At 30.5% G+C, this 24,340-nt stretch carries 19 protein-coding genes; 11 read left to right on the plus strand and 8 right to left on the minus strand.

Annotation, left to right across the window (positions count from 1 at the left end):
* Positions 1 to 7: 7 nt before the first annotated feature.
* Complete coding sequence (locus MPF19_RS00235) at positions 8 to 1,561, minus strand: RagB/SusD family nutrient uptake outer membrane protein (protein ID WP_249986320.1); 1,554 nt, start codon at positions 1,559 to 1,561, stop codon at positions 8 to 10.
* A 17-nt stretch (positions 1,562 to 1,578) separates the two neighbouring features.
* Positions 1,579 to 4,905: a SusC/RagA family TonB-linked outer membrane protein gene (locus MPF19_RS00240; protein WP_249986321.1), complete on the minus strand. Its 3,327-nt coding sequence runs from the start codon at positions 4,903 to 4,905 to the stop codon at positions 1,579 to 1,581.
* A 174-nt stretch (positions 4,906 to 5,079) separates the two neighbouring features.
* Here MPF19_RS00240 and mutY point away from each other — a divergent pair, with 174 nt between their 5' ends.
* The 7 genes from mutY to MPF19_RS00275 all read left to right on the plus strand — a co-directional run bounded on the left by mutY (position 5,080) and on the right by MPF19_RS00275 (position 13,565).
* On the plus strand, positions 5,080 to 6,123 hold the full coding sequence (gene mutY / locus MPF19_RS00245) for an A/G-specific adenine glycosylase (protein WP_249986322.1): 1,044 nt from the start codon (positions 5,080 to 5,082) through the stop codon (positions 6,121 to 6,123).
* A 166-nt stretch (positions 6,124 to 6,289) separates the two neighbouring features.
* Positions 6,290 to 6,733: a single-stranded DNA-binding protein gene (locus MPF19_RS00250; protein ID WP_203393259.1), complete on the plus strand. Its 444-nt coding sequence runs from the start codon at positions 6,290 to 6,292 to the stop codon at positions 6,731 to 6,733.
* 19 nt (positions 6,734 to 6,752) lie between these two features.
* Complete coding sequence (locus MPF19_RS00255) at positions 6,753 to 8,075, plus strand: gliding motility-associated protein GldE (RefSeq protein WP_249986323.1); 1,323 nt, start codon at positions 6,753 to 6,755, stop codon at positions 8,073 to 8,075.
* Positions 8,068 to 8,619 (plus strand): gliding motility lipoprotein GldD, encoded by a 552-nt coding sequence (gldD, locus tag MPF19_RS00260; RefSeq protein WP_249986324.1) that lies wholly within the window; start codon positions 8,068 to 8,070, stop codon positions 8,617 to 8,619. The genes MPF19_RS00255 and gldD overlap by 8 nt, the downstream gene beginning before the upstream one ends.
* Positions 8,620 to 8,665: 46 nt before the next feature.
* Positions 8,666 to 9,523, plus strand: a complete 858-nt coding sequence (locus MPF19_RS00265) for a DMT family transporter (RefSeq protein WP_249986325.1) — start codon at positions 8,666 to 8,668, stop codon at positions 9,521 to 9,523.
* 298 nt (positions 9,524 to 9,821) lie between these two features.
* A complete protein-coding gene (locus MPF19_RS00270) occupies positions 9,822 to 12,233 on the plus strand; it encodes a TonB-dependent receptor (RefSeq protein WP_249986326.1) in 2,412 nt (803 codons plus the stop codon).
* A 24-nt stretch (positions 12,234 to 12,257) separates the two neighbouring features.
* Entirely contained in the window at positions 12,258 to 13,565 is a 1,308-nt protein-coding gene (locus tag MPF19_RS00275; RefSeq protein ID WP_249986327.1) for a hypothetical protein, read from the plus strand.
* Between the two features lie 204 nt (positions 13,566 to 13,769).
* Here MPF19_RS00275 and MPF19_RS00280 read toward each other — a convergent pair whose 3' ends face one another.
* Positions 13,770 to 14,837, minus strand: a complete 1,068-nt coding sequence (locus tag MPF19_RS00280; protein WP_203393265.1) for a hypothetical protein — start codon at positions 14,835 to 14,837, stop codon at positions 13,770 to 13,772.
* A 20-nt stretch (positions 14,838 to 14,857) separates the two neighbouring features.
* Entirely contained in the window at positions 14,858 to 15,958 is a 1,101-nt protein-coding gene (gene dprA / locus MPF19_RS00285; RefSeq protein WP_249986328.1) for a DNA-processing protein DprA, read from the minus strand.
* Positions 15,959 to 16,054: 96 nt separating this feature from the next.
* Between dprA and MPF19_RS00290 the strand changes: the two genes are divergently transcribed.
* The 3 genes from MPF19_RS00290 (at position 16,055) to MPF19_RS00300 (ending at position 18,065) form a co-directional block, all read left to right on the plus strand.
* Entirely contained in the window at positions 16,055 to 16,966 is a 912-nt protein-coding gene (locus tag MPF19_RS00290) for an HU domain-containing protein (RefSeq protein ID WP_249986329.1), read from the plus strand.
* 74 nt (positions 16,967 to 17,040) lie between these two features.
* A complete protein-coding gene (locus MPF19_RS00295; RefSeq protein ID WP_203393268.1) occupies positions 17,041 to 17,550 on the plus strand; it encodes an acyl-CoA thioesterase in 510 nt (169 codons plus the stop codon).
* An 11-nt stretch (positions 17,551 to 17,561) separates the two neighbouring features.
* On the plus strand, positions 17,562 to 18,065 hold the full coding sequence (locus tag MPF19_RS00300; protein ID WP_203393269.1) for a mechanosensitive ion channel domain-containing protein: 504 nt from the start codon (positions 17,562 to 17,564) through the stop codon (positions 18,063 to 18,065).
* 1 nt (position 18,066) lies between these two features.
* Here MPF19_RS00300 and MPF19_RS00305 read toward each other — a convergent pair whose 3' ends face one another.
* The 4 genes from MPF19_RS00305 to MPF19_RS00320 are packed head-to-tail and all read right to left on the minus strand — an operon-like array spanning position 18,067 to position 22,090.
* Entirely contained in the window at positions 18,067 to 19,311 is a 1,245-nt protein-coding gene (locus MPF19_RS00305; protein WP_249986330.1) for a murein hydrolase activator EnvC family protein, read from the minus strand.
* Positions 19,311 to 20,081 carry a lipoprotein insertase outer membrane protein LolB1 gene (gene lolB1 / locus MPF19_RS00310; RefSeq protein ID WP_203393271.1) on the minus strand — a complete coding sequence of 257 codons (771 nt, stop codon included), beginning with the start codon at positions 20,079 to 20,081 and terminating at the stop codon, positions 19,311 to 19,313. The genes MPF19_RS00305 and lolB1 overlap by 1 nt, the downstream gene beginning before the upstream one ends.
* Positions 20,082 to 20,083: 2 nt before the next feature.
* Positions 20,084 to 21,073 (minus strand): tetratricopeptide repeat protein, encoded by a 990-nt coding sequence (locus MPF19_RS00315; protein ID WP_249986331.1) that lies wholly within the window; start codon positions 21,071 to 21,073, stop codon positions 20,084 to 20,086.
* Positions 21,074 to 22,090 carry a sugar phosphate nucleotidyltransferase gene (locus MPF19_RS00320; RefSeq protein WP_249986332.1) on the minus strand — a complete coding sequence of 339 codons (1,017 nt, stop codon included), beginning with the start codon at positions 22,088 to 22,090 and terminating at the stop codon, positions 21,074 to 21,076. It lies immediately after the preceding gene.
* Positions 22,091 to 22,325: 235 nt separating this feature from the next.
* Here MPF19_RS00320 and MPF19_RS00325 point away from each other — a divergent pair, with 235 nt between their 5' ends.
* Positions 22,326 to 24,185 carry an ABC-F family ATP-binding cassette domain-containing protein gene (locus tag MPF19_RS00325; protein WP_203393274.1) on the plus strand — a complete coding sequence of 620 codons (1,860 nt, stop codon included), beginning with the start codon at positions 22,326 to 22,328 and terminating at the stop codon, positions 24,183 to 24,185.
* Positions 24,186 to 24,340: the final 155 nt, after the last annotated feature.

A 24,340-nucleotide genomic window follows, 5' to 3' on the forward strand; every position in this document is an offset into this window, starting at 1 on the left:
AATTAGTTTATCTAGGGTTTGGTGTTAATCCTGCAGAAATAACATCTTTAGGTAATTGAATAGCTTTACGAGCATCATCTGCTTTTAATACATCTACTACACTAATGTTTCCAACCAAATCACTTTTATAACGAGGTACAGTAATTCCATATCTTTTAATATCAAACCATCTTAACCCTTCATGAATAGTTAAAATTCTTCTACACTGAAGTGTGTAATGAATCATATTTTCTTGTGTACCTGCTTCTATAGTAAATTTAGGCGCTAAGGTTTTCTTTTGATTCGGAACATCCTCTGACGAGTATGCTAAGCCATCATAAAAAGTATTTACATCTGCCACTGTAGTTTCGCTATTTCTGAAAAAATTCCTTGTCCATGTATTTAAATCATTTATAGCATCTCCATATTGTTTTAACATTACATTTGCCTCTGCTCTTACCAATAAAGTTTCATCTGTTGTAAACGGTACATATACCGTTCTTCTAAAACCAATTTTAGCTACTGCATCGGTATACTCAAATAAATAAGGCATTTTAAAGTATACTACTTTATCAAAATTACTTGCTGAATAATTTGATGGACGGTAGTTATAATTAGCAGAACTTACATTACCAAAAGGCAAAGGAGCATACATGGTTTCTGTATCTGCAATATTACGCGTATGATTAAAACGTGTAACTACCCTGTATGGCCCAAATATTAAACCAGCATTAGAGGCAGACGTTACATTTAAAAGACTACTATTATCATTTATGTAAGCATTTGTTAATGGATCTTGATCTCTATTTACTAACCCCTGAGCAGCCCAATCTCTTAAGACGCTTAATGGGTTTTGTGTTAACACCACAGAAGCATAGGTTCTTGCCTTTTCCCAATTTTGATAATATAAATTAAACCTTGCTGCAAAAGCATAAGCTGCTTTAGATGTAAAATGGTATTTAGGAACATCGTAAATATCATCTCTAATTAATGGCAATGCTTCTTCTATATCTTTATTAATTTTCTCGTAAACATCTTTTACTGTTCCTCTTTCGTACTGAGGGTTTAAGCTTATTTCAGGAGCTTCTAAATAAGGAATTCCTAAATCAGAATCACTAGTTTGCTCATTATAATGCTTACTAAAAACATTAACTAAAATAAAATGTGCATACGCTCTCGTTATTAAAGCTTCTCCTCTTTCTGCAGAAAAATCTACGTCACCAACAGAATTAATTCCTTCTAAGGCTTGATTAGCTGCAGCAATTGCGCCATAACAACCTTCCCAAACTGAATCTGGTCCGTCATTATCTGTTTCTGTAACATCTTCCCAATAAACCATTTGTTTATGCACTCTTTCCCAATCTGGGTTTGTATCCCCTAAATCTTGAAAGTTATCTGAAGACATTTCTGCTACTACATCTTCTCCTGTTGATGGATATGCAGAAACTAACAGTTTTCTAATTTTATTCTGATTATCTACTTCTGTTCTATTATCAGGTAATTCATCTAAAAAATCGTTACAAGAAACAGCAAACAGAGATAAAAAGAAGATTGTAAATAATATTTTTTTATTGTTTTTCATTTTATATATTTTTTATATTACAGACCTAATCTTAATGTAAATGTTATTTGTTTAGCTAAAGGACTTGCAACACCTCCAGAGTTAAAAAACTCAGGATCTTGCCCATTTAGTTTATCATCCGAATACAATAAAAATAAATTTGTTGCCTGCAATTTAAGAGACAAACTATTTACATTTAAGCTCTCTACAACATCTTTAGGAAAATTATATGCTAAAGAAACTTGTTTTAAACGTATAAAGTCTCCTTTTGCAATACGTGCATCAGAATAATTATATGCATTATACGCTGTAGCTAAAACAGTGTTACCATAATTATACTCTTGTCTTTGCGTTGCAATTACAGGTACATTTGTTGTGTTTTCATCTCCTGGCACAACCCATCTATCTTGATATTCTTTTGGTAAAGACGCAAGATCTGAATATTCTGAACTAAAAACAGGATTTAACCTTACAACGTTTCCAAAAGAAAACGTAGTAAATACATTTAAACTTAAGTTTTTATATTTAAAAATATTTCCAAAACTACCTACATCTGTTGGGTCTGCAGAACCAGAGTATTTTAAGAAATCTAATTTATCTCTTTCTTGAAAATAGATATCTCCTACAGTAACATTACCATCTTGGTCTTTAAAAGTAGGCAACCCTTCTGCATTTAAACCTTCGAATGGTATTGAAAATATAGATCTAACTGGGTAACCTTCTCTTGCAAAACCATTACCTGTAACTAAATCGATAACTCTTTGTCTTGTTTCTAATTCTGTTACCTTGTTTGTTATTTTTGAATAAATAAAACTTGTTTGCCAGCTAAAATCGTCATTTTTAAATGGTACCGCTGAAATAGATAGTTCTAGCCCATCTGAAGTCATAGAAGCTACATTTCCATACTTTGTTAACTCACCACCAATACCTTGGGTATTTACTCTACCAATCAAATCAAAGTTATCTCTCTTATACCAATCTACAGCTACACTTAAACGATCACCTTTTAAAAATGATGCTTCAGCTCCAATATTAATTTCATGTTTCTTTTCATAAGTTAATTCTCCGTTAGCCAAAGAACTGATATACAAAGAACTTTCTTTTGAACCAGCAGAAGGTCTCCAAGGATTTTCACTCTTAATTTCTGCTATAGAATTTGTAACGTAATATGGTCCGCTATCTGCTGTTAAACTATAAGAAGCTTTTAAAGTGAAACTATTTATAATTGGTCGTAAATTTTCAAAAAACTCTTCTTCATGAGCATTCCAAGCACCAGAAACATTCCAAGTAGGCAACCATCTAGCACTAGTAGATTTTCCTAATTTATTAGAACCTTCATAACGTAATGTCCCTAAAATAGTATAACGTCTTTTCCAAGAATATAACGCATTACCATAAAAAGCTAAATTTCTTTTTCTTGTATTTTCCATTCCATAATACAAATTGTTTTCTTCAATACCTTGTTTAAACAGATTGTAATCATAAAAAGGAATCTCTCCTAAAGAGTATTGTAATCCCCAACCTGTAAAATTTGTATTTTTTCTATCAACAGCATTTAATTCGGCACCCCCATAAAAGTTAACAGTATGGTCTTCGTTAAATATATTTTTATAAGAATACATTGCTCTAAAATCATACCCAAATAAATCGTAATCTGTACGTCTATATATACCTCCTTCTGATAAAACACTAACAGGTACAGCAAATTCATCATCCGGATTTGAGTATAAGAAAGGATTACTATCTCTTACAACTTCATTACCCATTGCTCTATAAGCATTTGCTTGGTTAGAGAATTCTGTAGTATTATGCTCTATAGAAGTATTTTGAGATTTTACAGCACCTAAAACAGAAATTTCCATTTGTGGATTAATTTTATAGTTTAACTGCCCTTGAAATCTTAAATCGGTATTATTAATATCAATATAATTTTCTTCTAACTCTTTTACGATATTAAAATCTGCATAATTTCTTGTGTAAAATTTATCTGGATCTAAAGCTCTAGAAGAGTTTAAAGCAAAAGAATATGGATTAATATCAAAATCTCTTTTAACCTCACCCGTTACCACATCTGTGTCTTGAGACAAAGTTCCTGGAGCTCTTTGTTTTCTAAAAGAAGCATTACTGATAGCTGTTAAAGTTAACTTATCTGTTATTTTAAATATCGATTTAAAATTAGCTGTATAACGATTTACGCTACTAGATTTAGTCCAACCCGGATCTACCAAAGCACTTACAGAACCATAATAATTTGCTCTATCCGTACCAGAAGACATACTAATAGAATGACTTTGCATTGCATTAATATTAAACAACTCTTTAAACCAATTGGTATTTCTAAGTTCTGCTTTTTTAAGAAAAGCAGCTCTTCCTTCAGGAGTATTTTCTACAAGCGGAGCTCCACTTGAGTTATACTCATTGTACCCTTTATACATTTCTCCATAAACCCCACTTTCTGATGCATTTCCAATATCTGAATAATTTAACCAACCTGCAGAACGCATTTCTTCGTACACAGACATTTGGTCTTGAGAATTCATAATGTTAAAATTATTATAAGAAGGTCTCATTCTAAAGGTAGTTTCATTTGTATAATTAAAAGAACTTACACCTGCTTTACCTTTTTTAGTTGTAATAACAATTACACCAGCCATTGCTCTTGCTCCATAAATAGAAGTTGCAGAACCATCTTTTAAAACTTCAAAACTCTGAATATCATCAGGGTTTAAACCCGAGATAGCAGAACTTATTAAAGTAGTCGCATCTCCAGAAGAAAGATCATCTGAAGTTAATTCTATTACATCTTCCATAATTACCCCATCTACAACCCATAATGGTTTTGAACTACCATAAATTGAAGTTGCACCACGTATTCTAATTTTTGGTGCCGCACCAAAAGTACCCGAAACATTTTGCACAGTAACTCCTGCCGCTCTTCCTTCTAAGGCTCTACCAATTTCTGGCACACCATCTAACTTCACTTCAGAAGCTTTTATAGATGTAGCAGAACCAGTAAATAAACGTTTGTCTGTTGTAGTAATACCAGTAATTACAACCTCATCTAAACTTTGTGAATCCTCTTCAAGTACTGCATTAACAATACTTCCACTCCCAACTTTTATTTCTAAAGTCTTCATTCCCAAATACCTAAACACCAATACATCGCCAGTTTTCGCAAAGATCGAATATTTACCATCAAAATCAGATTCCGTTCCTTTATTGGTGCTTTTCAAAATCACCGATACCCCTGGCAGAACACCTGTTTTATCTGAAACAGTTCCAGAGATTTTTTTATCTTGCGCAAAAGTAACTTGCACTACAAACGCCAAAAATAGCGTTAAAATAAAGTTTGTTTTTAATTTCATTTATATCTTGTTTGAATTAATTTCCGTAAACATCATAATTTACTGACAATAAAACAAGACAAATGTTAATTTTAACAAAATAATTAGTGATAATTACCAAAAATTGCCAAATTAACTAAAATACCACATGTGTTTTAAGATAAAACCATATTTTAACATAAAATTTAATAAAAATTGAAATTTCATAAAACACTAATATACTGGTACTTACAAAATAACAGAGATTTACCCTGGCGAAAAACCAAAAATCCATATTTTATTTGGCTGTCAGAAATCATGTTACAACAAACAAGAGTTGCCCAAGGTTTGTCTTATTATTTAAAATTTACCACAGATTTTCCAACTGTTTTTAACCTCGCTAAAGCGGATGAAAGTACCGTTTTAAAAATGTGGCAAGGGTTAGGATATTATTCCAGAGCCAGAAACCTTCACTTTTCTGCAAAACTAATTGCAAACGAACTTAATGGCGAATTCCCTACTACCTATAAAGAGATTATAAAACTAAAAGGAATTGGAGATTATACCGCCTCTGCAATTGCCTCTATTTGCTTTAACGAGCCAACCGCAGTTGTAGATGGTAACGTTTACAGAGTGCTTTCTCGTTATTATGGTATAAACACACCTATTAACTCATCCGCAGGAATTAAAGAGTTTAAAACATTAGCGCAATCATTAATTGACAAAACGCAACCCGGAACTTATAACCAAGCTATTATGGATTTTGGCGCACTGCACTGTAAACCTCAAAATCCGTTATGCGAAACCTGTCCTTTTGCAGATAGCTGCGTGGCAGTAGAAAAAAAGTTAACCAAAGAATTACCCGTAAAAGAGAAGAAAATAAAAGTTAGAAAACGTTATTTTAATTTTCTTGTGATAAAAACCAATGATGATAAAACTATTTTATCCGAAAGAAAAGGAAAAGGGATTTGGCAAGGTTTGTATCAGTTTCCATTAATAGAAAGTGATACAATTATTAATAAAGATCAATTAATTGCATCCAAAGAATTTATCAATCTATTCCCTTTAGAAACCACCATATCACTTTTTAATCCAAAAGAGATTGTACATAAATTATCTCATCAACATTTATATACCCAATTTTGGATTGTAGAAACTGCAAATTCTACCGAAACAACTATAAAATGGAGTGAAATTGAAAAATATCCTGTTCCTATTTTGATTGCAAATTTTTTAGAAACTTTTCGAGCTAAAAAGTAATTGATATTTTTAGTACTTTTGAGGTATTATTATTGAGCATAATATATTTACCTCCTCGAACAATACTGAAATCAAAAATATAATTTGACTGAAAGTAAGAACGTAGTTTTTCGGGAGTTTAAAACCAATAGATCTAGACTACGCAAGATCTAACAACAAAAAAGGGATGGCTGCAGGAACTATAAATAAAGTAATTTTAATTGGTAATTTAGGTGATGACGTTAAAATGCATTATTTTGATGATCAAAACTGTATTGGTAGATTTCCAATAGCAACTAGTGAAAGTTATACAAACAAACAAAACGGAGAAAAAGTTACCTCTACCGATTGGCACAACCTTGTGGTAAGAAATGGATTGGCAAAAGTGTGTGAAAAATACTTATCTAAAGGAGATAAAGTATATGTTGAGGGTAAATTAAGAAACCGACAATGGGAACAAGATGGTGTTAAACGTTATGCTACAGAAATTCATGTAAATGAAATGACCATGTTGTCTACCAAAAAGAATGCAGATAATGTAGCACCAATTACACCACAACAAGACCCAAAACCTGTTGCTCCTGCTCCAAAAGCTGCTGCCCCAGAAGAAGACGATGATTTACCATTTTAATTAATCTAACCTATAACAATTGGACCCAGATCCCGAATTTTTATTTTTTGCTTCAATAGATCTTGTAACTACCTTAAATGCAGTTTTTCTAATTGTTTTACTAGTAAGTTCCGCATTAGTTTCTGGAGCAGAAGTTGCCTTTTTCTCTCTTTCTCAGACAGATTTAAATGAACTTTCTAACCACGGAAAAGAACAAAACATAGTTGTATCTTTATTAGAAAGACCCAGAAAATTATTAGCTACAATATTAATAACCAACAATTTTATAAACATTTTAATTGTTTTATTATTTGCATCCTTGGCAGATACAATGTTTGGCAATTTTAACTATCAACTAAATCTTTATTTCTTTACAGTTCCTATTCGTTTTTTATTAGAAATTGTTTTAGTAACCTTCTTAATCCTTTTATTTGGTGAAGTATTACCAAAGGTTTACGCTTCTAGAAATGCGCTTCGTTTTTCTAAAACAATGTCTAAATTTATACATGCAATAAATATTTTGCTAACACCTTTTAGTTTGCCCTTAATAACCCTTACAAAATGGATTGAGAACAAACTGGGTAGTAAAAATTCTAATTTTTCTGTAGAAAGGTTATCACAAGCATTAGAATTAACTTCTGAAGGCGCTACCACAAAAGATGAACAAAAAATACTAGAAGGCATTGTTACTTTTGGAAACACAGAAACGGTACAAATTATGGTACCTCGTATAGATATATTTGCACTTTCTGACGACGAATCTTACGAAGATGTTTTAAACAAAATTCTAAAAAACGGCTATTCTAGAAACCCTGTTTATAAAGACAACATAGACAATATAGTTGGGGTTTTGTATGCCAAAGATTTACTTGCTCATTTAAATAAAAAAACCTTTAAATGGCAAGAATTAGTAAGAGAACCTTTTTTTGTGCCAGAAAATAAAAAGTTAGATGATTTATTAGCCGACTTTAGAGAGAAAAAAAATCACTTAGCCATCGTTGTTGATGAATATGGAGGAACAAGCGGATTAGTTACCTTAGAAGATGTAATAGAAGAAATTGTTGGCGATATAAATGATGAGTTTGATGATGAAGATTTATCGTACTCTAAAATTGATGAAAACAATTATATTTTTGAAGGAAAAACTTCTATTAAAGATTTTTGTAGGGTTTTAGATGATGAAGATGAAGAAATATTTGAAGAAGAAAAAGGCGAGAGCGAAACCTTAGCTGGTTTTATTTTAGAAATTTCTGGTAAGTTCCCTAAAAAAGGGGAGAAAATAAATTTCAAGAATTACACGTTTACAATACAAGCGTTAGATAAAAAACGCATTAAACAAGTTAAAGCTACTAGAAATGCGTAACATTTTACCCTTACTATTTACAATACTTTTTCTTTCATGTAAAGATGATATTTTACCAAAACCAAAAGGATACTTAAGTTTAACGTATCCTACAAAATCTTACAAAAAATTAGATTTAGAAAGACCTTACTCTTTTGATGTTTTAGAAAACACCCAAGTTATTAATGAAGCAAATAATTGGTTAACTATTAAATACCCAAATTTAAAAGCTTCTATTGATATTACTTACAGACCGGTAGAAAATAACATTAAAGAACTGTTAACGGAGGCAGAAAAACTAGTTTTTAAACACACTATAAAAGCAGATCAAATTATTCCAAAAGATTTTATAAACCCAAAAAAAAGAGTTTTTGGAAGTATTTATGACATTACTGGAAATGCCGCCTCTCAAATTCAATTTCATTTAACAGATAGTACCAAAAACTTTATAAAAGGTTCTTTGTATTTTTACGCAAAACCAAACTACGATTCTATTTTACCTGCTGTAAGTTATATTAAAGAAGATATTTTACGCTTAATAGAAACTTTAGAATGGAAACAATAACTTAAATACCACTCACCACTTTCTTACCCCACCCCCAAAAATAAAAATGGAAAACTCACACGGCAAAAATTTATCATTTTTACTTTTAGGAACTCTTTTTGTAAGCACTTCTGGTGTATTAGGAAAATATATTGCTTTACCAGCAGAAGCTATCATTTTCTGCAGAGCTATTTTAGCAACTATTTTTATTTTTATCTTTTGTAAAATTAAAAAGATAGATTTAAAAATAAAATCGAGAGCAGATTTTATTTCTTTTATCATTAGTGGTTTTTTTATGACAGCCCATTGGGTTACTTATTTTATCGCCCTAAAACTCTCTAACGTAGCTCTAGGAATGCTCTCTATTTATACTTTCCCTGTAATTACAGCTTTCTTAGAACCTTTTTTCTCTAAACAAAAATTAAATCCTGTGCATGTATTTTTAGCCGTTATCGTTTTAATTGGCGTGTACATTCTAGTACCTGATTTTTCTTTAGAAAATGATCATTTAAAAGGAATTTTATTCGGAATTTTTTCTGCGTTCTGTTATGCACTTAGAAACCTTACCATAAAAAAACACGTAAAAGAGTATGATGGCAGTATGTTAATGCTACATCAAATGGTTGTAGTTGCAGTACTTTTAATTCCTACTTTATTTTTTAGTGATTTTACAAACCTACAAAGTCAAATTCCGCTTTTAATACTAGTAGCCTTACTAACCACTTCTATTGGACATACAATGATGGTACACTCTCTAAAACATTTCTCTGTTGCTACCGCTAGTATTATTAGTAGTGTTCAACCAATTTTTGGAATTATAATTGCCTATCTTTTTGTAAACGAGATACCTAGTTTTAATACTTTTATTGGTGGTGGTTTAATTTTATCTACAGTTATAATTGAAAGTATTAGAAGTAAAAAGTAAAATTACTTAACTAGCTATTACTACCCAACTAATTTAGTTTTCTTATTGTAGGCATCTCCTAAAATACATCATTAACTGTTTTTTTTAGAAGATAACCCTCCTAAAAAACGACAAACTCACAACTCTTATTTTACACAATCATTAATAAAATAGACTTATTTTTAATAATTCCACATCTTAATACTAAAAAAGAACCCTATTTCTCTTAGAATCATCCTGAAAAATAATTTGTAAAATTTATTAAGTTTATTTAGACCAATTATAAATAGTTCTTATATTTGCCGAAAAATAAAAACAAATGCCTTCTTTTTTTAAAACTTTTATACTACTATTTATATCATACACTACTTTTGGTCAAGAAGGAGATTTTTACGGAAAAGTAAAATTTAATAATAATGAAATTGCAGTTGATGCTTACATTGTAATAAGTGGTCAAGATTTTTTTAAGGAAACAACTTCAGACATAAATGGTGATTTTTATTTAAGAAAAGTTCCTTTTGGCGATTATACAATTCACTTTACCTCTTTAAATTCAAAAATTAAAAAAATTAATATTACTCTAAACTCCCCACAAAAAGAAGTAAATGTAGTACTCGATTATACAGCAAACCAATTAGACGAAGTTCTTATTGTATCTAAAACAAGAAAAAAGAAGATTGAAGAAAAGGGTTTTGCCGTAAATGTAATTGAAACCAAAAAAGTAGCCGTACAATCTATTCAAGTTAATGAACTTTTAGACCAATCTGCAGGTGTAAGAGTTAGACAATCTGGTGGTTTAGGTTCTCATACTCATTACAATTTAAACGGAATGACAGGTAATTCTGTTAAAATATTTATTGACGGTGTTCCTATCAGAAATTTTGGCCCTTCGTTTTCTTTAAACAGCATTCCTCCATCATTAATAAAGCGTATTGAAGTTTACAAAGGAGTAGTTCCTCCTCATTTGTCAGATGATGCAATGGGAGGCGCCATAAACATTGTATTAAATGGAGTTACAAAAAATGAATTGCGAGCTTCCGTTTCTGCGGGTTCGTTTGGCACCTATCGCTCAGACGTAATTGGTGGTTACAGAAATAATAAAAACGGATTTACGGCAAGAGGTTCTGCCTTTGTTAATTATGCAGATAACGATTATAAGGTTTGGGGAGACCAAGTAAGGGTAACCCCAGTTTATAAAGGTCCTAGTGTTTTAATAAAAGCAAAACGTTTTCATGACAGATACAGGTCGCAAGGCGGAAAAGCAGAAATTGGGTATACCAACGTAGATTGGGCAGACAAATTTTTATTTGGCGCTTTACTGTCTAACATGGATAAGCAAATACAAACAGGTGCTACTATGGAAATTGTTTACGGTAACAGATTTACAGAACAGCACACTAATATGTATAGTTTAGAATATGCTAAGAAAGATGTTTTTAAAAATTTAGACATTAGTGCTTTTGCTTCTTTATCTACTCTTAACAGAAAAGTAATTGACACAATTGCTACACAATTTAATTGGTTAGGCACACCAATTGTTAATGATAAAAACCAAATTACAGAATGGACAGAAGGTGCAGAAGCTAGTAAACCTACGTTACAAAAAGACATTGACCAAACCTTTAACTCGCGAGTTAATTTAGCTTACAAAATTAAAGAAAACAATACATTGCAATTAAACAATTTACTAAATACATTTAATAGAGATTCTAACGACCCAATACTTCCGGCTGCAGAAAGTGCATTAAAAGAAGAACGGAAATATACCAAAAACATTACAGCTCTTTCTTTTGAAAATTTATCTTTTGAAAAAAAATTACGTACAACTGCTTTTGCAAAGTCGTATTTTATGGATAGAACTTCTAAAATACGCACCCGAACTTCAAACACATCAGGCGCAACCATAGAAATTGAAGAAAACAATATAAAATCTAACAATTTTGGGTATGGAGGAGCAATTTCTTATACAATTTCTCCTAAACTGACAGTATTTGGTTCTGCAGAAAAAGCCATTCGTTTACCAAATGAAGATGAAGTTTTTGGTAATGCTGCTGCAGGAGAATATGCCGCATTAAACCTAAAGCCAGAGCACAGTAATAATTACAACTTAGGAGTTTCCGTTACCAATATTACTTATAAAAAACATACCGTTGGTGTAACCTCTAACCTGTTTATACGTGATACCAAAGATTTAATTATGAAATTTCCCGTAGGAAACGATGAAGAGTTTTTTGAAAGTACCAACATCGGAAAAGTACAAACAAGAGGTTTCGATTTTGAGTTAAACTACAATTACAATAAAGCTTTATTCTTTAATGGTAATACCTCTTTTTTTAATGCTAGAGAATACACAACTACTTTTAATACAGATGGAAAAGCTATTTTAGAATCTTATGACAGACTTAAAAACACACCTTATTTTACTATGAATTATAATGTGAGGTTTATTAAAAAAGACCTCATACAAAAAGGATCTAACTTCTCTTTAATTACCAACTTTTTGTATGTGCACGATTTTCTACGCCACGGAACTAAACTTGGTGGCGCAAACAAAACAACCATACCAACTCAAAAATCTTTAAATGCTGGTTTTGCATACACTTTTCCTAAAAACAAAGTAACACTAAGTTTTGATGTTAAAAATATATTTGATAATCAACTCTTTGATAATTACGCTTTACAAAAACCTGGAAGAGGGTTTTATACAAAACTTACATTTTCAATTTTATAACCACAACTATTAAAAACAAGTATTATGAATTTCAATTTTAAATCTTTATTAAAACTAGCCTGTTTATCGGCTTTAACAGCATCAACTTTTTCTTGTACGAGTAATGATGATGAAGGCTCCTTAACTCCAGATCCATCAACAGAACGCACCTATCATTTAGTATTAGGTTCTAGCTCTACAGGCAACTCTGCAACATATGCACAAGGAGCAACTGTTACAGAACTTAACAACCCTAACAAAACATTTACATTTAGTGGCTTTGGATACGAAATACCTTCTACACGTACTGCAAGAGTATACGCTTCTAATGATGGAAATGTTTTATACAATTTAAATTATGGTGGTGGTACCGTTACAAAGTATGATTATTTAAGTGGTCAAAACTATAATTTAACTGCAACAACGCAAGTTGAAGCTGTTATGGGAACTGCATATCCTCGTTGGACTAAAATTGATGAAAATTACGCCATGTTACAAAACGTAAGTACAGAAAACATTTATGAAGACCCAAATGATGAAACTTCTACATACTTAAAAACGGAAGCAACCATTACTTTAGCGCGTGTAGACTTAAAAACAATGTCTATTTTAGAAGACAATTCTTTTAAATTTCCGATAAGTGAAACAGAAGCTGCAGCCGGTATTTATGTTTCTAGAATTGATGCACCCGTTGTAACAAATGGAAAACTATACTATGGGGTTGCTAAAAGTTTTTACGATGCAACAACAGGAGAAAAAGGTACAATGGTTTATGAGAATATAGAGACTTTAGTGGTAGATTACCCAACTTTAGATAATGAAACAACAATTACTTCTACTTTAGCACAAGGTTCTACAAACGGATATAGAACTCCTGTTGCACATAAGGATGAAAATGGAGACACTTATCAATTGGTTACAAATGGTGATGTTTCTATGATGAAAATTACAAATGGCACTTATGATACTTCTTATGGTAAATTTGACATTAAATCTCTTTTAGGACATGGTGCAGAAGCCAATACAGGTTGGTTTTATGTTGGTAACGGAATTGGATATGTTCCTGTATTAAATACTGATAAAGGTGATAATGCAAGTTCTAATTGGGATGTTGTTCGTGTAGATATCTATAACAAAACCGCAATTACCATGAATATTCCTTTAGATTTATGGTTGCGCCAATACCAATGGGCAAGTGTAATTGATGGTAAATTATACATGGCTTTAACTTCTTTAGGTGGTGAAGGAAATGTATATATTTTTAATCCTGAAGACGCTACGGCAAATGGTTTTACAAAAGGAGCTACGTTAAAAACAGGTACTACAGACGCATCTTATATTGGTCTTTTTTAACTAAATTTCTTTTTAAATATTAGATAAAAAGCAAAAGGACGTAAATTAATTTTTCCGTCCTTTTTTTCAGTTAAAAACCTTTCTTATATTGATGTTTGAAATTCTTTAAGTAAAAAAGTATACAAACAAGTCTAGCCCAGATTGAAGTGGCATCCTTTTTTTGTTTTTTCAAAAAAAGATATAACGGAAAGCTGGAAATAGCTTCTAAAACAATTCTTTATTACTAATGTCTAAATAATTACGTTTCACAAAAGAAAGAATGGCTTCTAAGATTTCTCCCATATTAGTACAGTCTTTAAACTTTACATCTCCCACATATTTCATTAATTGCTTCTTTAATAACGCTACATTTTCTGGATAAGAAATGGTATCGTTTTTCATACATCTTATTAAAAATTCTGTTCTTCTTGGCGCTGTAATCATACGTTTTGCCATAAAGGAGCGTTCTTCTATTTTATATTGTTCTATAGAACTATTTTGTAACTTTTTACTTACCATTTCTACCATTTTAAAGTTTTCCTTCATAAATTGTAGGTTGTAAACTTTTAAATTCCCTTCAAAAGATTGTTGATCGAAATCGATGGCCCTAATCTTATAAATGATGCTAAAAAAATCGTGTGTTGGCGTAACCACATAATTGTAAGAACGCATGTCTCCTAGCAAACGTACCAAGCAACGTTCTTTAAACTTTACAAATTCTTTGGCGATTTGAGATTTTTCTGACTCTGTACATTTTGGTAGGAAGTTTTTGATAAAATCATCTCCCGGAATTCCTACAATATGCTCTTCTATTAATGTGTCTTTATACACCAGAAAATTGATATTATGTGGAGATAATATGTGTTCTAATTCTAAACCATACACACGAGAAGCATCTGCTTTTTTTACATAGAAATAGGTAAAATTATCATTTAAAATATTTCTTACTTTAATTCTAAAGGGTTTAGAATTCCCAAACGTACAGAAATCTATAGCATCTACATTTAAAAAAGGTAGTGTCGCATCACTTCCATCAGAAAGCAACATCATGTATATTTTCTTTAAACTATTGTCTATTTCTACTCGATCCCATTCAGAATAATAAGTACGTATCCAAAGTGTGTCTTCATCATTTTTATCATACACAGTTACCGAGCCTTGAAAACGCAATAAATCATCATAAAAAATTGGAATTTTTACATTCCTTTTATATTTTTTTAAATAATCACTCAACATCTCATTAACAGGAAATGTTGGTTTTTTTTTAGACATTAATTTTCTTTCTGGCTTCATAGTTTCAAAAATAGGCAATATTAAGCAAGTTCAAACATCTTTCCGGGTAAAGGTTTTGTAACTCCTTTTAATTCTAATTGCAATAAAATGGATGATAATTGATAAATAGGAATATTACATTCTAAAGAAATAACATCTAATAATTGTTGCCCTTTATCGTGTAATAAATCATGAATTTTTTGCTCGTTTTCATTGAGTTCTACAAACAATTGTTTCTGAATTGTTTTCGATTTTTCTTGAACATCCCAATTTAACATTTTTACAATATCTGTTGCTGAGGTTAGCAAATGAGCTCTATTATTTTTAATTAAATTATTACAACCTTTACTGTAAATATCGGTAGTTCTACCCGGTACCGAAAATACATCTTTATTATAAGAATTTGCAATATCTGCCGTTACTAATGAACCTCCTTTTGATGCAGATTCTACAATAATGGTTGCTTTAGAAATACCTGCAACAATTCTATTTCGTTTTAAAAAATTTTCTCTCAACGGTGCTTCTTCACTCCAAAATTCAGTTAAAAACCCTCCATTTTCATTTACTTGATTGATATATTTTTTGTGAACCTTCGGATAAATTTGCTCAAAACCATGTGCCAAAACAGCAATAGTCTGTAAATTATTTTCTATTGCCGCTTTATGCGCACAAATATCTACTCCGTATGCAAAACCACTTACAATAATAGGATTATGAACCGCTAGTTCCTTAATTAATTGATTACAAAAATCTCTACCATAAGAACTTATGTTTCTAGTACCTACAATAGAAATAATTCTTTGATTAGAAAAATCTAAATTTCCATCTTTAAACAATAATATGGGGCTATCCATACAATGTTGTAGGTTTTTAGGATAATCATCATCTAAAAAATAAGTGTAAGAGATATTATTATCTTGAATATATTTTAACTCTTGCTGCGCTAATTCTATGTTTTTTGCATCAAACAAATGTTTTAAAACATGACCACCTATTCCGTTAATTTTTGAGAGTATTGCTGACTTTTCTTTAAACACCTGCTCTACATCACCCACGTTTACAATGAGCTTTTTGGCCAAAATATCGCCAATAGCTTTGCATTTTTGTAATCTTAAGACTGCTAATAATTTTTCTTCTTTCAATATGGTAACAATTTGAATACCAATATATAAAATATTTGTTGATAAAATTGTTAAGAAATTGTTTTACAAAACACCATAATTTCTATATTTGTTGCAATGAATTTAGCGACTTACATAAACGATTTACTTTACAGATACGATTGCGTAATTGTACCAGATTTTGGAGGATTTGTAACCAATAGAATTGGTGCAAAAGCCAATAATTTTACACATACTTTTACTCCACCTACTAAACAGGTTACGTTTAATAGTTTGTTAAAACATAACGATGGTTTATTAGCTAATTATATTGCTTCTGCCGAAAACATTTCTTTTGAAAAAGCATCTACTGCTATTTCATTGTCTGTAATTAAATGGCAAAATGAACTACAATCTAGCACGGTACAAATTGATAATTTGGGTGTGTTATCTTTAAATGAAGAAAAACAAATTATTTTTGAACCTAACATGGCCGTTAACTATTTAACAGCGTCTTTTGGTTTAGACACCGTAACATCTTCTGCTATTTCTAGATATAAAGAACAAGTAAAACCTTTAATTCCTGTTTCTATAAAAGAAGATAAAAAAGGAATTCCTGCATTTATAAAATACGCTGCAACTGCCGCAATTTTATTAACATTAGGCTTTGCGGGTTATAGTGGTTATGAAAATAATCAACAAAAAGTAAACTTAGCAAATCAAGAAAAAGCAATTCAGAAAAAAATACAGTCTGCAACTTTTGTTATTTCTAATCCTTTACCAACTATTAACTTAAACGTTGTTAAAGAAATAGCAAAACCATACCACATTATTGCCGGTGCTTTTCAATTTGCAGAAAATGCACAAAAAAAAGTTGATGAATTAAAAGCAAAAGGATATAATGCTAAAATAATTGGCGTTAACAAATGGGGACTTACTCAGGTTACTTTTAACAGTTATTCTGACCGTAATGAAGCTACAAACAACCTTTATAAGATTCAAAAAACAACTTCTAAAGATGCTTGGTTACTGATTGAAAAATTAGATTAATTCCAATTTTCTTTAACAATTTTAAAACTCTTTTTTAAATAAGCGATTGCTATCTTTGCAAAAAATATTTTTTGATGGAAGCAAAAACGCCAAAAGAATCTTTAACAATACTTACTGATTTAGTATTACCCGGTGAAACTAATTATTTAGACAACCTTTTTGGTGGAGAATTATTAGCAAGAATGGATAGAGCCTGCAGTATTGCTGCAAAAAGACACTCTAGAAGAATTGTTGTTACTGCATCTGTAAATCATGTTGCCTTTAACAAAGCAATCCCTGTAGGGAGTGTGGTAACTATAGAAGCTAAAGTTTCTAGAGCCTTTAACACCTCTATGGAAATTTATGTAGATGTTTGGATAGAAGACAGGCAATCTAGATCTAGAACTAAAGTAAACGAAGGTATTTATACTTTTGTAGCGGTAGATGATACCGGAAAACCAGTTGTTATTCCTCAAGTTAGACCAGAAACAGATTTAGAAGAAACACGTTATGAAGGTGCTTTAAGACGTAAAGAATTAAGTTTAGTTTTAGCCGGAAAACTAAAACCAGGAGATGCCACTGCTTTAAAAGCATTATTTAATTAAATAATAGAATAATGGAGTTGTACAAATATAAAATCATTTACTCAATTGCAATTTTTATAACTGCCGTTTTAACACGTTTATTAATTACCAATTCTTTAAAGAAAATTCAAACAAAATTCGGATTTCAAAAAGCTAGAATTATAGTAACTAATAAAATTGTTTCTGTACTTATTTATATTACTATAATTGTTGTTATCTCTTTTATTTGGGGTGTTGATGAAAAACAACTACTCGTTTACGTTTCTTCTTTTTTAACTATTTTAGGTATTGCTTTTTTTGCACAATGGTCTATACTTTCTAACATTACAGCAGGCTTAATTTTATTTATAAACTATCCTGTAAAAATTGGTGATACCATAACAATTTTAGAAAAAGACAATAATATTACGGGTGAAATTAGAGATATTGGCGCATTTTTTATCACTTTAAGAACACCTGAAAAAGAATTAATTACACTACCGAACGCTATTATTCTTCAAAAAAATATTAAATATTCTCCACAACCAGACAATTAAATTACCTTCTTAAAATCCAAGAAGAAGGGTTTAAACGTGTTGTATTTTTAAATAACACAAAGATTAATTTTGTTTTTTTAGAAACTTTATCCGTAAAAATTTGACCAATTTTTTGACCTGTTACAACAGTATCGCCTTTCTTAACATACGTTTTTTCTAAATTATTGTATGATGAAATATAATTACCATGCTGAATTAAAACGTTTTTTCTACCATCTGCACTTACCAAAACATTTAACACGCTTCCGTTAAAAATAGCTTGCGCATCTTGCCCTTGCTTAGTAACAATATGCAAACCGGTGCCGTTTACAGTAATCCCTGGAAATGATGGATGAGGCTGTTTACCAAATTTTCTAACCACAATACCTTCGCTTACAGGCCAAGGTAATTTCCCTTTATTTAGCTCGAATTTTGTAGCCAAAGCCTTCGCTTCCGGACTTAAAATAAACTCATTCTTTTTAACAGACTTTGGTTTCGTTGGCGCGTTCTTTAATTTTTCTCTTGCTATTCTGTTGGCGCGTTCAATTTCTTCTCGAATTTTCCTATCTATCTGGGCAGTAACTTTTTTCTCTGCTTTTACCTTACTTTGAAGCTCTCTTTTATAACTACTTTCTTTTTTCTTGATGGTAGCTAATAATTTTTCCTGATGTTTTTTATCAACTTCAATTTCCTTTTTTTGATCCTTTTCAGACACTATTAATTTGTCTTTTAAGGCTTTTTGAACTAATAAAGAATCATTTACAGCTTGTACTTCATTTGAGTGATGCACAATCTCTTCTCCTTGTTTTTTTCTAAAATCAGTATACTGTTTCATATACTCTAACCTTTTATAGGCTTGATGAAAATTCTGTGAAGAAAGTAAAAACATCATTCTACTTTGTTGAGATTTACTTTTGTATGATTTAAAAATCATATCTGCATAATCTTCTTTTAAATCTGCTAACTTCTTTTTTAATTCCTTTAACTCTGCTTCATTAACACGAATCTCTTTTGATAAAATTCTTGCTTCTGAATTAATAGTAGCAATTAATTTAGCTCTAATACTTATTTTTCTATTTAAATCGTTTAAGTCGTCTAGCGCATTATTTACTTTTTTCTTTTCTTTAAAAAGCAACGAATTTACCTGCTTAATTTCATAATTAAGTTTTTTACGCTGCTCCTCTAGTTGTTTTCTTGTTTGCCCAAAAACAGAAAAAACACTTAAAAATAAAATAAAAACGGATATGTAAAATTTTCTACTTTTCACTATAATTTAATTTGCTTATACCCTTTAGGAATTGAAAAAGAAGCATCTATATCTTTATTAAACTCAACAGATTTTACAATAAAATCGATGTCTGTAAATTTACCTGGTTGTTTCGCTTTTATATTAATTTCTGATGGAAAAACAGTATCATCAACCACTTTATAAGATGGGTAAAAAATATCTAAACGTTGCTTTTTTACTGAATTTACAATAGATTGCTTGTCTAATTTAAAGTGCGAAGGGTTTACAGAAAAGAAAATATCGAATAAACTTGCTTGTATTTCTGGCGATAAAACATATGAATTACCCTCTATAATAACATTTTGTTTTTGCTCTTTTACATTAGTTAAAGACTGCCCCAATAATAAATTTTGAAGCTGATTAAAATTAATATCTGTCCCCAATAACTTTTTTAACATTGTAAAATCTCCTTCAAAATAATTTTTAGCATAAGGAGAATAATAACTTACGGTTGTTGGTGTTATTTTAGCTTTAAAGACCGTAATAAATTTAGTCCCTTTTAACCAAATTACCTCATCTTTTATCATTTTTAAACTAACCGAAATACTTTGTTTTAATTTTCCATTATTAAAATTGGCTTTCAACTTTGCGTCTACTGTTTTTTTATCAAAATTAGATGCAATATGTTTTCTAGCAACTTTTTTTGCAGACATTTCTACAGCAACACTATTTGCATCTATTAAATTCTTTTTTGTTTTACAAGATGTAAAGACAATTGTAAAGACCACAAAATATTTTAAAAACCTCATTCTTACTCTTTTATTTTTTTTGATTTCTCAAGAAACTTTTTTTCCTCTATAAAATTACCTAAACCTTTGTAAGAAGCTGCCATTTCTTTGTAAAAATCTGCTTCCATCGCATCCTCTATTACAAAATCGATACCATTCTGTAAACTCAATAACGCATCTTTATACTTTTTCTGATAATTTAATGTCTTTCCTTTTATTAAATACACAAAAGGTTGCGCAGGAAAAAGTGCTATTCCTTCCTCTACATACTTTAAAACTATTTCAGGCTTATGCTTATCTTTAGATGCTAATAATAGTTGCTTTAAAACGGTATAGGATTTATTCGCTTTAAATTGATCTTCTAATGAGCCAGAGGCAACATCAGTTGTTTTTTCTTCAACTATCGGATTATTTTTTCTTTTTTCTAGACTACTTTTTAATTTTTGAAAAGATGAAGAAAGTCCATTGATCTGCTGCATTCTATTCATTAAAGTAATCGCTTTCTCTTCTTCTTTATTGTTTAAATATAGCTTTACCAACAATTCTTGTCCATTTAAATCAATCTCAACAACTTTTTGTTGAATAGCTATAGCTTCAGAAAAGTTTTTATCTTTTATATGAATCTTAACCAAATGTTTTAGCATCCAAATATTATTTGGTTCACTTTTAAGAGCCCTTTCTACATATTCTTTTGCTAATAAAGTTTTATTAAGTAATAAATAATTTTTAGAAAACTCAAAGTAAACAGCTACATTATCACTAATAATTTGGTTACTGCTTTCTAAATTCTCAATCGCTTTTTGATAATTACCTATTGATTTTTCTGACAAAGCTTTAAAAAAAAATTGCTGAAAATCTAACTCTTTTTCTTCAGTTAAATCCTTAGCAATTGGTATACTATCTTGTGAAAAAGAAAAAAAAGAGAAAAGAAAAAAGAGCATAGAAAAGAGCGCATTCTTACTACTACAAACTCTCTTTATTCTATGCTCTTTATTCTCTATTCTAATCTTCATTTATATTAATTCTGTATAATCACCAATACTTACAGAAGTATATTTACCATTATATTTTGCATGGTTACCAATCATAGCGTTGTCTAATTCTGCATTAGAAATTGCCACATTAGATTGAATCAATGAGTTTACAATAGTAGAATTTTCTACAATACTATTGGCTCCAATAGAAACATAAGGACCAATTTTAGTATTTTTAAGTACTACGTTTTCTCCAATAAAACAAGGTTGTATAATTTCTGAATTTTCTAAAACAACATCTTTAGCAACTAAATTATTACCTGCAGCATGCTCAAAACCTAAAACTTGTTTGTTTGTATCTACGGTTGGATCTTTTTTACCACAATCCATCCAAGCATCTACCGTTCCAGGAATAAATTTTGCGCCTTGTTGTTTTAGAGATTCTAAAACGTTTGTTAATTGATATTCATTATTTTCTTTTAAATCGTTATCAATTAAATATTGAATTTCTTCTAATAATTTATCGCCACTTTTAAAATAATAAATTCCAATAATTGCTAAATCAGAAACAAAATCTTTTGGCTTTTCTATAAAATCAGTAATAATACCATCTTGTAATTTTACAACACCAAAAGCACTTGGGTTTGCTACTTTACTTACCCAAATTGCACCATCTGCATTTACATCTAACGTAAAATCTGCCTTAAACAAAGTATCTGCATACGCAACTACACAAGGCCCACTTAAAGATTCTTTGGCACAATAAATTGCATGCGCAGTACCTAAAGCTTCTTCTTGTACATAAACAGACCCTTTAGCACCTAACTCTGCAGCAATTTCTAACAATTGTGCTTCTGTATCTGTAGGAAACCCTTTGGCTGTAGTACCTATAACAAATGCAATTTCATCAATTTTTTCATCAATAACAGAAGCAATATCTTCTACTAAACGTTGTACAATTGGTTTTCCTGCAATTACTGTTAAAGGTTTTGGAACTGTTAATGTATGTGGTCTTAAACGAGACCCAATTCCGGCCATTGGTACTATAATTTTCATGTTTTAATTTTATTGATAATATGACTGCAATATAACACTAATTAAGAGACCCTAAAAATTAGATTTTCATGAAACACTACTATTTTAAGTCATTAAAAGCTACTTTAATTCACTTCAAAATACAACCTATTTTACACAAAAACAGCCAAGAAATGTTTCTAATAAATTAAATGACCCCAAAAATTCAAGTTAACGCTTGGGTTTTTTGTTTCTTTGCAAAAATAAAATTATTTCTGTGAATTATTTATCAGTTGAAAATATCTCTAAATCTTATGGAGAACGTATCTTGTTTGAAGACATCTCTTTTGGAATTAGTAAAGATCAAAAAGTTGCTTTCGTAGCTAAAAATGGAAGTGGAAAAACCTCTATCTTAAATATTATTGCGGGTTTAGACGTTCCAGACTCCGGACAAGTTGTTAGTAGAAAAGGAATTTCTATTGCTTACTTGGCTCAAAAGGATAACTTAAATGCTGAGTTAACCATAGAAGAAACCATATTTGCAACGGATAATAAAATTCTTTCTATTGTTAATCAATACGAAAAAGCTTTATTAAACCTAGATGATACAGATGCCTACCAAGCTGCTTTTGAGCAAATGGAGCACTACAACGCTTGGGATTTTGAAACACAATACAGACAAATTTTATCTAAATTAAAATTAGACGATTTAACTTTAAAAGTAGGTGCGCTTTCTGGAGGACAAAGAAAACGTTTGTCTTTAGCCATTGTTTTAATTAATAAACCCGATTTATTAATTTTAGATGAACCAACAAATCATTTAGACCTAGAAATGATTGAATGGCTAGAAGCTTTCTTTGCCAAAGAAAAAATTACCTTATTTATGGTTACCCACGACCGTTATTTCTTAGAACGTGTGTGTAACGAAATTTTAGAATTAGATGAAGGTAAAATATATAAATACAAAGGGAATTACTCTTATTATTTACAAAATAAAGAAGAACGTTTAGCTTTAGAAGCCACCAATTTAGGAAAAGCCAAAAGTCTATTTAAAAAAGAATTAGAATGGATGCGAAAGCAACCAAAGGCTAGAACTACAAAGTCTAAATCTAGAACAGATGATTTTTATCAAATTAAAGAAAAAGCACATCAGCGTAGACAAGATCATCAAGTTCAATTAGAAATAAACATGGAGCGTTTAGGAAGTAAAATTCTTGAACTTCATAAAGTCTCTAAATCTTTTGGAGATAAGAAAATTTTAGATGGGTTCGATTATGTTTTTAAACGTGGAGAACGTGTTGGTATTATTGGTAAAAACGGAACAGGAAAATCATCTTTTCTAAATATCATTACAGAAACTGCACCTGTAGATTCTGGTAAAGTCATTTTGGGTGAAACCGTAAAATACGGTTATTATACCCAAGCAGGAATCAACATAAAAGAGGGGCAAAAAGTAATTGATGTTGTTAAAGAATTTGGAGAATTTATACCTTTAACAAAAGGAAGAAAAATTTCTGCTTCACAATTATTAGAACGCTTTTTGTTTGATAAAAAGAAACAATATGATTTTGTAGAAAAACTATCTGGAGGTGAGCAAAAACGTTTGTATTTATGTGCTGTTTTAATTCAGAATCCGAATTTCTTAATTTTAGATGAGCCAACAAATGATTTAGATGTTGTAACCTTAAATGTGTTAGAAAACTTCTTATTAGATTACCCAGGAAACCTTTTAGTAGTTTCTCATGACAGGTATTTTATGGATAAAATTGTAGACGCACTATTTGTTTTTAGAGGTGAAGGAATTGTAGAAAATTTCCCAGGAAATTACTCAGATTTTAGAGCCTATGATGATGGCTCTGCATTAACAGAAATTGTACCCAAACTAATAGAAAAAAAGGTAGAAAAAAAAGCAACTAAAAACACTTTAAGTTTTAATGAAAAAAGAGAATTTGGTGCTTTAGAAGGGGATATTGAAAGACTTCAAAGAAGAAAAGAAACCATTGAAAAGCAATTTTTAAATGTAGAAATTGCTCCTGATGATATTGCCAAAAAATCTGAAGAGCTACAAGAAACTATCACTAATTTAGAGCAAAAAGAAGAACGTTGGTTAGAGCTTTCTATGAAATTAGAAGACTAAAAATTATTACACAGAGATTCACTGATAAACTGTGTAGAGACCTTGCAGAATGAAATAAATTTTATTCACCTGCAAGGTCTTTTTTTTTGACCTTGTAGCTGTTATAGTAAATAGCTTAAATACCTACAAGATTTTTGAAACCTTGCAGAAATTTT

The organism is Polaribacter sp. Z014, assembly GCF_023555435.1.
Lineage (GTDB): Bacteria > Bacteroidota > Bacteroidia > Flavobacteriales > Flavobacteriaceae > Polaribacter.

Bases quoted from the DNA above. Each gene is read 5' to 3' on its own strand.
- MPF19_RS00235 (WP_249986320.1), bottom strand. From the start codon at position 1,561: ATGAAAAACAATAAAAAAATATTATTTACAATCTTCTTTTTATCTCTG.
- MPF19_RS00240 (WP_249986321.1), bottom strand. From the start codon at position 4,905: ATGAAATTAAAAACAAACTTTATTTTAACGCTATTTTTGGCGTTTGTA.
- MPF19_RS00250 (WP_203393259.1), top strand. From the start codon at position 6,290: ATGGCTGCAGGAACTATAAATAAAGTAATTTTAATTGGTAATTTAGGT.
- gldD (WP_249986324.1), top strand. From the start codon at position 8,068: ATGCGTAACATTTTACCCTTACTATTTACAATACTTTTTCTTTCATGT.
- MPF19_RS00265 (WP_249986325.1), top strand. From the start codon at position 8,666: ATGGAAAACTCACACGGCAAAAATTTATCATTTTTACTTTTAGGAACT.
- MPF19_RS00270 (WP_249986326.1), top strand. From the start codon at position 9,822: ATGCCTTCTTTTTTTAAAACTTTTATACTACTATTTATATCATACACT.
- MPF19_RS00275 (WP_249986327.1), top strand. From the start codon at position 12,258: ATGAATTTCAATTTTAAATCTTTATTAAAACTAGCCTGTTTATCGGCT.
- MPF19_RS00280 (WP_203393265.1), bottom strand. From the start codon at position 14,837: ATGAAGCCAGAAAGAAAATTAATGTCTAAAAAAAAACCAACATTTCCT.
- MPF19_RS00290 (WP_249986329.1), top strand. From the start codon at position 16,055: ATGAATTTAGCGACTTACATAAACGATTTACTTTACAGATACGATTGC.
- MPF19_RS00295 (WP_203393268.1), top strand. From the start codon at position 17,041: ATGGAAGCAAAAACGCCAAAAGAATCTTTAACAATACTTACTGATTTA.
- MPF19_RS00300 (WP_203393269.1), top strand. From the start codon at position 17,562: ATGGAGTTGTACAAATATAAAATCATTTACTCAATTGCAATTTTTATA.
- lolB1 (WP_203393271.1), bottom strand. From the start codon at position 20,081: ATGAGGTTTTTAAAATATTTTGTGGTCTTTACAATTGTCTTTACATCT.
- MPF19_RS00315 (WP_249986331.1), bottom strand. From the start codon at position 21,073: ATGAAGATTAGAATAGAGAATAAAGAGCATAGAATAAAGAGAGTTTGT.
- MPF19_RS00320 (WP_249986332.1), bottom strand. From the start codon at position 22,090: ATGAAAATTATAGTACCAATGGCCGGAATTGGGTCTCGTTTAAGACCA.